This is a genomic window from Blastococcus sp. PRF04-17 (genome assembly GCF_023016265.1).
Lineage (GTDB): Bacteria > Actinomycetota > Actinomycetes > Mycobacteriales > Geodermatophilaceae > Blastococcus_B.
In genome coordinates this window covers 1,463,731-1,476,850 of record NZ_CP095412.1, presented here as the reverse complement: position 1 = coordinate 1,476,850, position 13,120 = coordinate 1,463,731, and the positions used below count along the sequence as shown (strand labels likewise).

13 protein-coding genes and 1 pseudogene are annotated in these 13,120 nt (G+C 69.9%); 12 read left to right on the top strand and 2 right to left on the bottom strand.

What is annotated here, in order from left to right; all coding sequences use genetic code 11:
* Window positions 1–71 precede the first annotated feature (71 nt).
* The 11 genes and pseudogenes from MVA48_RS24480 to MVA48_RS07465 all read left to right on the top strand — a co-directional run bounded on the left by MVA48_RS24480 (window position 72) and on the right by MVA48_RS07465 (window position 9,645).
* Window positions 72–1,649, top strand: coding sequence for an ATP-binding cassette domain-containing protein (locus MVA48_RS24480; protein WP_246987439.1), 1,578 nt, complete (start codon window positions 72–74; stop codon window positions 1,647–1,649).
* The gene (locus tag MVA48_RS07500) at window positions 1,646–2,536 is read left to right on the top strand and encodes a branched-chain amino acid ABC transporter permease (RefSeq protein WP_246987437.1); all 891 of its coding nucleotides are present in this window, start codon (window positions 1,646–1,648) and stop codon (window positions 2,534–2,536) included. Before MVA48_RS24480 ends, MVA48_RS07500 begins: the two co-directional genes overlap by 4 nt.
* Window positions 2,529–3,119, top strand: coding sequence for an ABC transporter permease subunit (locus MVA48_RS23390; protein WP_256461135.1), 591 nt, complete (start codon window positions 2,529–2,531; stop codon window positions 3,117–3,119). The genes MVA48_RS07500 and MVA48_RS23390 overlap by 8 nt, the downstream gene beginning before the upstream one ends.
* Window positions 3,029–3,706: a branched-chain amino acid ABC transporter permease gene (locus tag MVA48_RS23385; RefSeq protein WP_371821227.1), complete on the top strand. Its 678-nt coding sequence runs from the start codon at window positions 3,029–3,031 to the stop codon at window positions 3,704–3,706. The genes MVA48_RS23390 and MVA48_RS23385 overlap by 91 nt, the downstream gene beginning before the upstream one ends.
* Window positions 3,703–4,956, top strand: a complete 1,254-nt coding sequence (locus MVA48_RS07490; protein WP_246987435.1) for an ABC transporter substrate-binding protein — start codon at window positions 3,703–3,705, stop codon at window positions 4,954–4,956. Before MVA48_RS23385 ends, MVA48_RS07490 begins: the two co-directional genes overlap by 4 nt.
* A gap of 74 nt (window positions 4,957–5,030) precedes the next feature.
* A pseudogene (locus MVA48_RS24040) lies at window positions 5,031–5,513 on the top strand (IclR family transcriptional regulator); the annotation flags it as partial.
* Window positions 5,465–5,854 carry an IclR family transcriptional regulator domain-containing protein gene (locus MVA48_RS24035; RefSeq protein WP_371821226.1) on the top strand — a complete coding sequence of 130 codons (390 nt, stop codon included), beginning with the start codon at window positions 5,465–5,467 and terminating at the stop codon, window positions 5,852–5,854. The pseudogene MVA48_RS24040 and the gene MVA48_RS24035, both read left to right, overlap by 49 nt.
* Before the next feature lie 28 nt (window positions 5,855–5,882).
* The gene (locus MVA48_RS07480; RefSeq protein ID WP_246987430.1) at window positions 5,883–6,710 is read left to right on the top strand and encodes a 2-keto-4-pentenoate hydratase; all 828 of its coding nucleotides are present in this window, start codon (window positions 5,883–5,885) and stop codon (window positions 6,708–6,710) included.
* Window positions 6,707–7,672, top strand: coding sequence for an acetaldehyde dehydrogenase (acetylating) (locus MVA48_RS07475; RefSeq protein ID WP_246987428.1), 966 nt, complete (start codon window positions 6,707–6,709; stop codon window positions 7,670–7,672). The genes MVA48_RS07480 and MVA48_RS07475 overlap by 4 nt, the downstream gene beginning before the upstream one ends.
* Window positions 7,669–8,709, top strand: coding sequence for a 4-hydroxy-2-oxovalerate aldolase (gene dmpG, locus MVA48_RS07470; protein WP_246987425.1), 1,041 nt, complete (start codon window positions 7,669–7,671; stop codon window positions 8,707–8,709). Before MVA48_RS07475 ends, dmpG begins: the two co-directional genes overlap by 4 nt.
* A 156-nt stretch (window positions 8,710–8,865) precedes the next feature.
* Window positions 8,866–9,645 carry an alpha/beta fold hydrolase gene (locus MVA48_RS07465; RefSeq protein WP_371821200.1) on the top strand — a complete coding sequence of 260 codons (780 nt, stop codon included), beginning with the start codon at window positions 8,866–8,868 and terminating at the stop codon, window positions 9,643–9,645.
* Between the two features lie 351 nt (window positions 9,646–9,996).
* Here MVA48_RS07465 and MVA48_RS07460 read toward each other — a convergent pair whose 3' ends face one another.
* Entirely contained in the window at window positions 9,997–11,055 is a 1,059-nt protein-coding gene (locus MVA48_RS07460; RefSeq protein WP_246987420.1) for a helix-turn-helix domain containing protein, read from the bottom strand.
* Entirely contained in the window at window positions 11,052–11,531 is a 480-nt protein-coding gene (locus tag MVA48_RS07455) for a hypothetical protein (RefSeq protein ID WP_246987418.1), read from the bottom strand. Before MVA48_RS07455 ends, MVA48_RS07460 begins: the two co-directional genes overlap by 4 nt.
* A 115-nt stretch (window positions 11,532–11,646) precedes the next feature.
* Here MVA48_RS07455 and MVA48_RS07450 point away from each other — a divergent pair, with 115 nt between their 5' ends.
* Window positions 11,647–12,777 (top strand): M48 family metalloprotease, encoded by a 1,131-nt coding sequence (locus MVA48_RS07450; protein ID WP_246987415.1) that lies wholly within the window; start codon window positions 11,647–11,649, stop codon window positions 12,775–12,777.
* The last annotated feature ends 343 nt before the right edge of the window (window positions 12,778–13,120 follow it).

Below are 13,120 nucleotides of genomic sequence, written 5' to 3'. Positions count from 1 at the left end.
CCATGGGCGCCTCTCGTCCGCAAGGGATCGCTCCTCGCACCAGACCGACGCCCCATCACGAGAGGTCTTCGATGTCTCCGCCGCTTCTCGAAGTCGACGCACTGTCGGTGTCCTATGACGGGGCGGTGCAGGCGCTGAAAGGCGTCTCGCTCAAGGTCGAGCCGGGCTCGGTCGTCGCCGTCCTGGGGAGCAATGGGGCGGGAAAGACGACCCTGCTGAGGGCGATCTCTCGCACCCTGGGGCATGTTGGGGGAGCGGTCACTGCCGGAACCGTCCGGTTCGATGGGCGAGACCTCGCGGGGCGCGACACGTCGGAGATCGTCCGTTCCGGGCTGGTTCAGGTGCCCGAGGGGCGTCGGATCTTCCGCGACCTGACCGTCGACGAGAACCTTCGCGCTGGTGGCTACACAGTGCGGGACAAGCGGGCCGCTGCGCAGGCGTACGACCGGGCGCTCGAGCTCTTTCCGATCCTGGCCGAGCGACGGTCACAGCGCGGAGGGCTTCTCTCTGGTGGCCAGCAACAGATGCTGGCCATCGCCCGAGCGTTGATGACCGCACCCAGATTGCTGTTGCTCGACGAGCCCTCACTCGGCCTCGCGCCGATCCTCGTCGACCAGATCGGCGAGATCATCCAGGAGATCCACGCGCAAGGTACGTCGGTTCTGCTCATCGAGCAGAACGCGATGATGGGTCTGCGGGTGGCGGACACGGCTTACGTGCTCGAAGTCGGAGAGGTCACGGCGTCCGGGCCGGCGGACGAACTGGCCGCAACGGAGGACGTGCGCAACCGCTATCTCGGAATCGCGGAATCGCCAGCGCAGCCGAACGAGCCGGCTCTACCCGCGCCAACCCTGCCAGGGAATGGCCGCCCCCGCCGGGAGGTGCTGCCGCTCCACGTCGATCAGGTGACCGTGCGATTCGGCGGCGTCACCGCATTGTCCGACGTGTCCTTCGACGTCGAGCCGGGGACCATTCACGCCCTCATCGGCCCCAACGGCGCCGGCAAATCCACGTGCATCAACGTGCTCGGCGGGGCCTACCGAGCGACGAGCGGGGCGGTCCGGTACGGCGAAGCACGACTCACCGACCTCCCCGCGCACCGGATCAACGAGCTGGGTATCGCGCGGACCTTCCAGAACATCTCGCTGTCCCTGGAAGCGACCGTCGAGGACAACCTCCTCGTCGGGCGACACCGTGTGCTGCGGGCCGGGGCGATCGCCAACGCCCTCCGGCTACCGCGCAACGGCCGGGAAGAACGAGCGCATCGTGCCGTGGTGAGCGAGATCGCTGAGCTGCTCTCCATCACGCACCTCCTCGACCGCGAGGTTCACGGACTTTCCTACGGCGATCGGAAGCGCGTCGAGCTGGGCAGGGCGCTCGCCGCCGAGCCGGCGCTCCTCCTCCTGGACGAACCAGTAGCGGGCATGGCCCACGGGGAGTCCCAGGAGATGGCGGCGGTCATCCGGACGGTGCAGCAGGAACTCGGCCTGTCCATCCTGCTCGTCGAGCACGACATGCCGTTCGTGATGGGGCTGGCCGAGCGCATCACCGTTCTCGACTTCGGAAAGTGCATCGCAGAAGGCCCGCCACACGAGGTCCAGCGGAACCCCGCGGTCCTACAGGCCTACCTCGGAGCGGCCGCCGCATGAGCTACTTCCTGACGCAGTTGGCGAACGGCCTGTCCATCGGCCTGATCCTCGGTCTGATCGCGGTCGGCTTCGTCATCGTCTTCACGTCCACCGGCGTCTTGAACTTCGCCCACGGCTCGGTCTTGCTGGCCGGTGCCTACATTGTCGCGGTACTTCAGCCCCACACCGGTTTCTGGGTGGCGGCCGTGATCGGCATCCTCGGTTCTGCCGCTCTCGGCGTTCTCGTCAACACCGTGCTCGTACGGAACCTCGCCGAGCCCACACCGGCGACCGCGGCGATCCTGATGCTGGGTGTCGACATCCTTCTGCTGACCGAGCTGACCCGACAGATCGGCAACGACATCCTTCCCATCGGGGCACCGTGGGGTGCCGACACGGTGCGGTGGGGCGGAGTCACCCTGCCGGCGAGTCGACTGATCGCCGCCGGAGTCGCTCTCGTCGTCTTCGCGCTCCTCTGGTTCCTCTTCGCCCGGACCAGGATCGGCGTGGCCATGCGGGCAGCTGCGGCGGACGGTGACACGGCGTCGCTCATGGGCATCCGCCTGTCCAGGACAGGGACCACCGGATGGGCACTGGCCGGCGCTCTGGCGGCCATCGCGGGGATCTTCTTTGCCTCGTTCCCGGCTCCCGGTGTCGCGCCCTCCCTCGCCCTGAGCGCTCTGGCGGCCATCCCCGCCTGGGTCCTCGGCGGGTTCGACTCCGTGCCGGGAGCCATCGTGGGGGGCCTCATCATCGGCGTGGCCAGCTCCCTGGCCATCGGCTACGAAGCCCAGCTGCACTTCCTCGGTCAGGGTTTCGGCGAGGTCGTCCCCTACGCCGTCATGATCCTTGTCCTCCTCGTCAGACCGTCGGGTCTTTTCGGTCGCAAGGAGGCCGTCCGTGTCTAACGCCATCCGCCGCGGGGCGACACTTGCCCTGCTAGCTGTCGCGATCCTCCTGCCGTTCGTGCTTGACGGCTTCTGGCTCCAGACCGGGCTGTTCGCGATGGCCGCGATCGTCGGAGCGATCGGTCTCACCCTGCTCGTCGGCGTGGCCGGCCAGCTGTCGCTCGGCCACGCGTTCTTCGCAGCCGTCGGCGCCTTCACGTACGCCTGGCTTGCTGGCGAAGCCGACGCTCCAGTACCCGGGCTCGGCCTTCCACCGTTGCTCGCGTTCGTTCTCGCGGCATCGGCCGCAGCCTTGGCTGGTGCGCTGTTCAGCCCTATCGCGGGACGACTGCGAGGCATCTATCTGGGGCTCGCAACCCTCGGCCTGGTCTTCCTAGCGCGACACCTCATCGTCAACCTCGACGGCATCAGCGGGGGTTCAACGGGCGCGGGGTCCAGCCCTTCTCCGTCCCTGGCTTCAGCTTCAGCAACCGCGATCCAGACTTCCTTGCCATCGCGGGTGTCCAGTTCACCGGTCTGCACCGCCTCTGGTACCTGTTCCTGGGCGTTGCGCTCCTGTCCGCGTGGATCGCCGTCAACCTGAAGGCGAGCCGGACCGGTCGTGCGCTGGCCAATGTCCGGGACAGTGAGACCGCTGCGGCGGCGATGGGCATTCACGTGGCCCGCGCCAAGGCCACCGCGTTCGTCATCTCGTCCGCCTACGCCGGTGTGGCAGGCGTCCTCTTGGCGCTCGCCTACACGCGCATCTCGCCCGATGTCTTCGCCTTGCAGTTGTCGATCGACTTCCTGGTCATGATCGTCATCGGCGGGCTCGGATCCGTCGGCGGTGCCGCGGCCGGGGCCGTCTTCGTGGCGGCACTCCCTCTGATCCTGACCCAGTACAGCGGCGATCTCCCGTTCTTGGCGACCCCGGGAACCGGCGGGCTGGATGCAGCAACGCTCGCCCGGTTCCTCTACGGCGCCGCGATCATCGCCGTCCTCCTCTTCCTTCGGGGAGGTCTCGCCGGCGCGCTGAGGCGACGGCGTGCGCGGCTATCGACCCCCGACCGCGACGACTTCACCGCGCCGGCACCGCACCCGGCGGTTCCACCCCACGTGGCCGGTGACGGCACCACCCACGATCCGCGCGCCGCCGGCGTGCCTACCTCGTCGAAGGAGACGACCCGATGAAGCACCGCACCCGATCGCTGCTGGTGGCGTCAAGCTGCCTCGCTGCGTTGACCGCCTGCTCGACCACCGCGCCTGGCTCGGAGGGGAATGGCGCAGCCGGCGGCGACGTCGCGACCGGCAACGGTGTCAGCGACTCCACCATCACCATCGGCTTCCTGACCGACCTGACGGGTCCGTTCGCCGCCGCGTCGGAGGTGATGGTGGCTGAGACCCAGGCGTACTGGGATGCGCGGAACGAGGACGGCGGGATCTGTGAGCGATCCGTCGAGGTCGACGTGCAGGACCACGCCTACGACCCGCAGAAGGCAGTAGCGCTGTACCGCAGCATGCAGCCGAACGTGCTGGCGTTCCAGCAGCTACAGGGCTCGCCGATCGTCCCGGCGGTCATGCCCCTTGCCGAAGAGGACCGCGTCTACGTCGGTGGGATGGGGTGGGCAAGTTCCACACTTCCCTACGAGACCGCGCAGATCCCAGGTGCCACGTACAGCGTCGAAGGTGCCAATGCCATCGACTACCTCGTCGACGAACTCGGGCTCACTGAGGGAGACACCGTCGGGGTCGTCTACTTCGTCGGCGACCTGGGCGGCGACTCCCTGGCAGGGGCCCAGCACGCGGCCGACGAGCGCGGGCTGGAAATCGTCTCCCAGGAGATCACTCCACGAGACACCGACCTGTCGGCGCAGGCGGCGGCGTTCCAGCAGGCAGGTGTCTCGGCTGTGATCGTCGCGGCGGCTCCTCCGCAACTGGCCTCGATCGCCGGTGTGCTCGCCTCTCTGGACGTCAACGTGCCGATCCTCAGCAACACGCCTGCCTTCAACCCGGCGCTGCTGAACACCCCCGCGGGCCCGGCGCTCATCGAGAACGGGTACACGGTCCAGAGCATCGCGCCCTACGCGGCCGAGGAGCCTGGGGTGCAGGATGCGACCGCGCTGTACGAGGAGGTCGCGCCCGACGGCGCCAAGGGCTGGGAGGTTCCGCTCGCCTACGCCCAGGCGGAGCTGCTCGCTGACGCCATCGAGCGCGCCTGCGACGCCGGGGACCTGACTCCGGAGGGCGTCGTGACCGCGATGCGGGAGACCGCCGATCTCGACCTGGAGGGGCTCTACCCCGCCCCTGTCGACTACACCGAGGTCGGCGAGCCGCCGCTCCGGACTGTGTACGTCACGAAGGTCGATGAGGCAGTGCCAGGTGGTCTGCGCATGCTGACGACCTTCGAAGGGCCCAGCGCTGAGAGCTACAGCTTCGAGTGACGCACGGTGACCCGGCGCCATTCCGGCGCCGGGTCACCCCCTCGATCGAGCTCGGCCCCCGAGAGGAGGACCCGATGGCCCTAGGTGGGCTGGCGGCGCACGAGCCGACGGTGGACCTCAACACGGTGCTGGGCAAGGTCGTCGCCGTCCTCTTCGCCTTCCGTGCCGACGATCAGGGCGTCCCCCTGGCCGAGCTGGCGCGGCGCACCGGGATCGCCAAGGGCACGCTCCACCGCGTCGTAGCCGATCTGGTCGACGCCCGCCTGCTGGACCGCCGCGACGACGGCTACCGGCTGAGCAACCGCGTCTTCCAACTCGGCATGCGGGCCTCGATGGAACGGGACCTCCTGGAGATCGCCACCCCGTTCATGGAGGACCTGTACGAGCGCACGCACGAGACCGTCCACCTCGGGGTGCTCGACGAGGACAGCGTCGTCTACGTCGCCAAGATCGGCGGCCACCGGCAGGCCGACGCCCCCTCGCGGGTCGGTGGCCGAATGCCGCTGCACTGCACCGCCATCGGCAAGGCACTGCTCGCCTGGTCGCCGGCGGAGCTCTTCGCCCACGTCGTGGCCGATGGCCTTCCGCGGCGCACCCCCGGACCATCACCGCCCCCGGTCTGCTGCGACGGCAGCTGGAACGCATCCTGGAAGCGGGGGTCGCGTTCGAGCACGAGGAGTCCGCGGTCGGCATCGCCTGCGTCGCGGCGCCGATCCTCGATCCGCTCGACCAGCCGGTCGGCGCGATCAGCATCACCGGCCCCGTTCCCCGCTTCCGGCCCGAAGCGGCCACCACCGCCGTCCGGGCTGCGGCGGCGGGTGTCGGGTCGATTCTCGCCCGACGTTCCACTGAGCCGAACGCCGCACTAGGGGCAGCCGGCCGACTCCCGCCATCGTGAAGACACAGCGCCAACCCCGAGGGATGCAATGACTCACGCAAGCACACCGTCCGTCTCGACCCAGCGGGACGTCGTCACGCAGGCCGCGGAGCGGCTGCAGACCGCCGCTCAGACCGGCGTTCCCTGCGTCCCGGTCCGCGACCTGATCGGTACTGACGACGTCGACCTGGCCTACGCCGTGCAGCAGCGCCTCACCGACGCCCGGCTCGCCGGCGGCGCGCGCGTCGTCGGCCGCAAGATCGGCCTCACCTCGCCGGCCGTGCAGAAGCAGCTGGGCGTCGACCGCCCCGACTTCGGCGTCCTCTTCGCCGACATGGACGTCAGCGACCTCCCCGAGGTCCCCTCGGACCGGCTGCTGCAGCCCAAGACCGAGGCCGAGATCGCCTTCGTGCTCGGTGCGGACCTGGCCGACGGACCGCTGGACGCCGAGCAGGTGCGCGGCGCGGTCGCCTACGCCGTCGCCGCACTGGAGATCGTGGACAGCCGGATCGCCGGCTGGGACATCACCTTCGGCGACACCGTCGCCGACAACGCCTCCAGCGGGCTGTTCGTGCTGGGGGAGCGGCGGCTGACCCTGGACGAGTTCGAGCCGGTCGAGGTCGGCATGGCGATGCGACTGGGCGGTGACTTGGTTTCCGAAGGCAGCGGCGCGGCCTGCCTGGGAGATCCGCTCAACGCCCTGGCTTGGCTGGCTCGGACCGCTCGCGACCTGGGCGACCCGCTGCGTGCCGGACAGGTCGTCCTCTCGGGGGCACTCGGACCCATGGTGGCCACGCCGCCCGGCTCGGTCGTGACGGCGGACGTCGGTCCCCTCGGATCGGTCAGCGCCACCTTCTCTGGAAAGGACCAGGCATGAGCAAGACCAAGGTCGCCATCATCGGTTCGGGCAACATCGGCACCGACCTGATGATCAAGGTCATCCGCCACTCCGACGCGCTGGAGATGGGGGCGATGGTCGGCATCGACCCGGACTCCGACGGACTGGCCCGCGCCCGCCGCATGAAGGTGCCCACCACGCACGAGGGCGTCGACGGCCTCATCGCGATGGACGGCTTCGACGAGATCGAGATCGTCTTCGACGCCACCTCCGCCAAGGCCCACCTCGCCAACGCCGAGAAGCTCGCGCCGTACGGCAAGAAACTGGTCGACCTGACGCCCGCGGCGATCGGCCCGTACGTCGTCCCGCCGGTCAACCTCGACCAGCACCTGGCCGAGGACGCGACCAACGTCAACATGGTCACCTGCGGCGGGCAGGCGACCATCCCCATGGTGGCCGCCGTCGCCCGGGTCACCCCGGTGCCCTACGCGGAGATCGTCGCCTCGATCGCATCCAAGTCCGCCGGCCCAGGCACCCGGGCGAACATCGACGAGTTCACCGAGACCACCGCGCACGCCATCGAGGCGGTCGGCGGCGCCGGCCGCGGCAAGGCGATCATCGTGCTCAACCCGGCCGAGCCTCCGCTGATCATGCGCGACACCGTGTTCTGCCTGATCGGCGACGCCGACCACGACGCCATCCGCGACTCGATCGCCCGGATGGCCAAGGACGTCGCCGAGTACGTGCCCGGCTACCGGCTCAAGCAGGAGGTGCAGTTCACCCCCATCGCCGACGGCGAACCGGTGCACACCCTGCTGCCCGACGGCGCCGGTCCGGTGACGACCAAGGTGACGGTGTTCCTCGAGGTCGAGGGCGCCGCCCACTACCTGCCCGCCTACGCGGGCAACCTCGACATCATGACCTCGGCGGCCCTGCGGGTCGGCGAGAGCCTGGCCACTGGGACCAGTGCCCGACGAGCTGCTGCGCAGGTGACGGCATGACCACGACCCCCAAGCTGTACATCCAGGACGTCACGCTGCGGGACGGCATGCACGCCGTCCGGCACCGCATCTCGCCTACCGACGTCGGAAAGATCGTCGCCGCGCTCGACGCCGCCGGCGTCGACGCTATCGAGGTCGCGCACGGCGACGGCCTGGCCGGCGGCAGCCTGAACTACGGGCCCGGCAGCAACTCCGACTGGGAGTGGATTGAGGCCGCCGCGGCCAACCTCCAGCGCGCGGTGCTCACTACCCTGCTGCTGCCAGGCATCGGCACCATCGCCGAACTCAAGCACGCCTACTCACTCGGCGTGCGCTCGATCCGGGTGGCTACCCACTGCACCGAGGCCGACGTATCGGCACAGCACATCGCCACCGCCCGCGACCTCGGCATGGACGTCTCCGGCTTCCTGATGATGAGCCACATGGCCCCGGCGTCCGAGCTCGCCAAACAGGCCGCCCTGATGGAGTCCTACGGGGCGCACTGCGTCTACGTCACGGACTCCGGTGGCCGGCTGACCATGGACGGCGTCCGCGAGCGGGTCCGGGCCTACCGCGACGTGCTCGACCCCGACACACAGATCGGCATCCACGCCCACCAGAACCTGTCGCTCGCGGTGGCCAACTCCGTTGTCGCGGTCGAGGAGGGCGTGACCCGGGTGGACGCGTCGCTGGCCGGGCATGGGGCCGGTGCGGGCAACTGCCCGATCGAGCCGTTCATCGCCGTGGCGAACCTGCACGGCTGGCAGCACGGCTGCGACCTATTCGCCCTCCAGGACGCCGCCGATGACCTGGTTCGCCCGCTGCAGGACCGGCCAGTCCAGGTCGACCGGGAGACGCTGACCCTTGGCTATGCCGGGGTCTACAGCTCCTTCCTGCGGCATGCGGAGGCCGCGTCGAAGCAGTACGGCATCGACGTCCGTTCGATCCTGCTCGAGGTCGGCCGCCGCGGTCTCGTCGGCGGCCAGGAGGACATGATCGTCGACATCGCCCTCGACCTGCGGGCACGCGAGCGGACCCCGGAGGCGGCCGCTCGCTGAGGCCGAGCAACGGGGTGGTGGCGAGTCCGCCGCCACCCCGTTGCCGCAGCTGCAGACCATGGGGAAGGCCGAGTTCGGAGGTCCGCTGTGACTCCTCTGCCGCTGCACGTGCGGACCGAGGGGTGCGGTCCCCGGACGCTGTGGGTCCACGGCACCATGTCCGATCCCGTCCGGACGTGGAGCCGCCAAGCTGCTCTCGCTGAGCGGTGGACGATGGTCCTGCCCGCCCGCCGGGGCACGCCGCCGAGTCCTCCGGCCGAAGGCAACGACTTCGCGGCCGACGCCGAGGACATCGCCGAGCTGATCGACGCGCCCACGCACGTTGTTGCGCACAGCTACGGCTGCATCGGCACCCTGCTCGCCGTTGCGAAGCGGCCGGGTCTCGTCGCCACGCTGACCCTGGTGGAGCCACCTGCCTACCAGCTCCTCGCCTCGGACGCGGAGGCGCTGAGGGCGATGGAAGCGTTCGAGGAGCTGCGCCGGGTCGCTTCACCGGAGGAGTTCTTGCCGGCGTTCCTCCAGGCCTTTCTCGGCGCCCCCGCCCAACGCATCCCTCTCGATCCGAGCATGCGTCGGCTGGTGGAGCTGACCATGCGTGAGCGGCCGCCGTGGACGGCGGAGCTGCCGCTGTTCACCTTGCGTGACGCGGGCACGCCGATCCTGATCGTCAGCGGCGGGCACGCGCGGCTCTTCGAGGCGTGCGCTGACGCCCTCGCCGAAGAACTCGCACCGCATGCCGTGCGCGCCGTGATCCGCGGTGCGGGCCATGCGGTCCAGCGCCTAGGCGAGCCGTTCAACGCTGCGTTGGAGCGGTTCTGGCGCGAGGCAAGGATTGAGGAGCCTCGGCAGGGCCCGATCTGTCACCCGCCGGCCTGGGCGGTCAACCTGGCGGTCGTCGAGCGCGCGATCCGCCGACGGCCCGGCACGTGCCCGTGACCACCGGCTGGACGGTACCCGGCGATCCAGCCACGCCCGGCAGCGGCACGGACGCCGGTCCCCGCCAGGCCGGCGACGCCCTCGGCGTTCCGGCGCAGCGCCCGGGCACCGGACCGACAGCGGCGCGCCCGGCAGGCCGCCCCTAGCAGCGCCGCGACTCCATGGCGCCGATGTACAGCTGAGCTGGCAGTTGGGCATCCGAGCAGGCCAGAAGGTGGAGCGGGTGACCGGGATCGAACCGGCGTGGCCAGCTTGGAAGGCGGGAGATCGCCGTCGCCTGCAGCCGGGCTCTGACTCCGCCAACCGGTCGGTCGCTACGGCGAAGCCTCGTACCTGTCCGCAGCTCGGTCGTCATGCTGCGCCCAAGGATGCGCGCCGGCGGGAGACGGTGCGCTTCGTTGTGCCGAGTTGGGCGGCGATGTCCCGGATCGAGCTACCTCGGGCGGTGAGGCGGCGGACGGCTTCCTGTTGTTCGACTGCGGTGAGCTCGTGATAGGTGATGTGATCGCCGGCGAGGGCGCGTTCCACGGCGATCTCGTCGATGTCGGTTGCCTGGAAGGGGCAAGCGGTGAGCGTCGGCGGCGTGGGGTCCACGTCGATGTTGTCCCAGGCCAGCGGCGGCAGCCAGCCTTGCGCGGCGGCCTTCGCCCGGGCGGCGTCGGCGGCGGCACGCTGCTCGGTGGTCGCACGTGGCGGCCTGGTGCTCCACAGCCGCTCATAGAGGGCCGCGATCTCTTGTGCAGTGCGGGCAGTGACCGACTGGCCGGTCATGCTGCGGCACAGGCTGCTCGGGCGGCGGCCGAGCTGGGCGGCCAATAGCTCGGTTGACCAACCGATGGCGACGAGCGCTTGCAAACGACGGTGGGTGCCGGTGGCGTCGACGCGGCTGCTCGGTGCCCGGCTGGCGTCATCGATGCCGATGCGGAGGACCTGCGTGGCCGTGCTTGGGCGGACCCTCTGTGTCCCTGGGGGGTTGGCCCGGCCAGCCAGCTCGCGGACGTGGCTGACCGAGATGCCGGCGAGCTGCGCGATGCGCTCGACCCCGATTCCGGCCGCGCGCAGAGCAGCGATGTGCTCGCGGACGGGACCGGCGTCGACGTATGGCTGCCAGCGGCCGTAGATCCGTTCTCGGGTGGCGGTGCGGCTGGCGGCGGTATTGGCAGCGGTGCAGTCGGTGCAGCGGCAGCGGTCCTTGACGTAAGCCGCACGGGTTCCGTGCCGATGGCGCGCCTGCGGATGGGTGCACTCGCGGGTCACTCGCGCCTCGAGCCGCTCCGCTCGGCGAGTGGCTTGCTCCAGGCCGCCCCGATGCTTGGCACAGGAGTGCCGCCGATGATGAGCATCGGCGACTGCGTCGCTGACGTAGTCGGCGGTGTAGCCGCAGGACGCGCAGGTGCGGCTGACCCTCATCGCCGCATCGGCTGCCGCGAGGGCCCCGACCTCCCACTGGCGCCAAGCCCCCGGCCCGGGACGCCGGCTCGATGAAGTCTGTCCTCGATCCAGTCGGTGCGGAGCATGCCGGCGTCACCGACGTGTTCGTCGAAGGCCATCGCGGTGAACTGGGCGGCGACCCTCGACCATTCGTCGTCGGTGAGTGACCGCTCCAGATGGGCTTCGACGGTGGGCCGGTCGACGTAGGCGATGCTGGCTTCGACGACGTCGGCCAGATCGGTCAGCAGCCGGTAGGTGTCCCCGCCATAGGCGGCGACGAGGGCCTGGAGAGCCCAGGGACGGACGACCTGCCCGATCGGCGTGGCGTCGCCGCCGCCGAGGACTCGGCTCTCCGCAGGGTCGCCGGGGCCGGGGGTGAGGGACGTGTCGGCGCTGCGTGCTGTTCGGCCCTGCTTCCACATCGGCACTCCCACCCCGGCGGCTGTCGCGCTCACCCGGAGAAGGCGCCATTTCGAGCCGTTTGGTGACACGGCCGGCGAATCTTCTTTTCGGACCTGCGCCGTCAGAGAGGGGCGCACCGGATCGGGGACCGTGGGGCCTCATGTGGCAATGACGAGCACCGCGCATGTCAGCAACCAGCGGCAGACTGACCGGACCCTGCTGCCTCGAGGAGGTCTGTGGATGAAGTCGGGAGAACGCCAGCCGCCTGACGACGAGCGGCGTCGAGCCGCTCGATACCAGCTCTGGCGGTGGGTCGCCGCGACGCCCGCCGTGATCGGCAGCCTGCCGCTTCTGGGTTTGGCCTCGACTGCACTGGGTCGGTGGTCGGGACTCCTCCTACTGGCCTGGGCAGCGTGCGCAGCGGCTGTGATCACTGGAGTCGGCGAACGGATGACCGTCCGTGCCGCGTACGGCTTCCGTCGGCCCGGCGCCAGGCAGGCAGCAGCCCTCCAGCCGGCGTGGGCGACAGCCCTTCGAGTTACCGGAACGGAGGCCGGTGATGTCGACCTCTACGTCCAGATGGCTGGGATGCCCAATGCCTACGCCGCCGGGGGACGCAGCGTCGCGGTCACCACCCGCGTCCTGCAGGACTACGAGCTTGGTCGACTGCCGGAGGACTTGCTGGTGGCAGTGCTGGTGCACGAGCTCGGCCATCACGCCGGGGGAGCGACTCGGCCGATGCTGCTTATCTCGTGGCTTGCCGCGCCGTGGCGCCTGACAACGAGGTTCCTGACCGGTCTCGCGAACACCCTGGCCGGCCGCCAACCCCGGCCCAGGCCTGCCGTTGCCGTGTTCGCCGGGCTGGTCGTGGCCGTGACGCACGCCCTGCAGCAGGGCCAGTGGATGGTCGTCGGAGTGCTCGCCTTCGTCGGGCTGGCTGCGGTGCTCTGTCCCTCGGTCGAGGCCTCGATCAGCCGACGATCCGAGTTCGCCGCGGACCGGTTCACCGCTGACCACGGCCTCGCGCTGGGGCTCGCAGCGGCACTCCGTGCGATGGACGACGGTCAGCGTGGAACCTGTGGGTGGGCACGGCGGCTGCTGGCATCGCACCCGACTCCCGACCGGCGGATCACCGCGCTTCTCGCCGCATCGGCTGCCGGCGGAACCGGCGGGCCCCAGGTAGAGGAGACGACGAGCCGCGGGGGATCCGACTCGGGCGCGGATCGGCCGTGGGTGAAGGGAGGATGCATCACTTACTCATCAAATACTCCCGCACACAACCGTCCTGGACCGACGTAACCAACGCGCCAAATGAGTGGTTGACCTGCGATTTCAGCGCAAGCCAACGGTGTCCAACGCCCCAAGATCAAATCGCAGGGTTATTGGTTCGAGTCCAATCGGGGGAGCAAAACCCCAGGTCAGCCGCTTAAGGCGCCCTCCGCACCCGCCGTTGCGACAACAAGCGACGAACATTCGTCCCCGCCGGTCCGGCGCCCAGCCTCGCGGATCGTTTCGACGTCGCTGATTAGCGTGAGCGCTGCAGGGCCGTCGCCGCTTCCGGGTTCGCCAGGGGTGACGTCCCCCGGGGTGGTGTAAGTCCAGGCCACTGACCGCGTGGTTGATCACGTGCGAGGGGCCATCG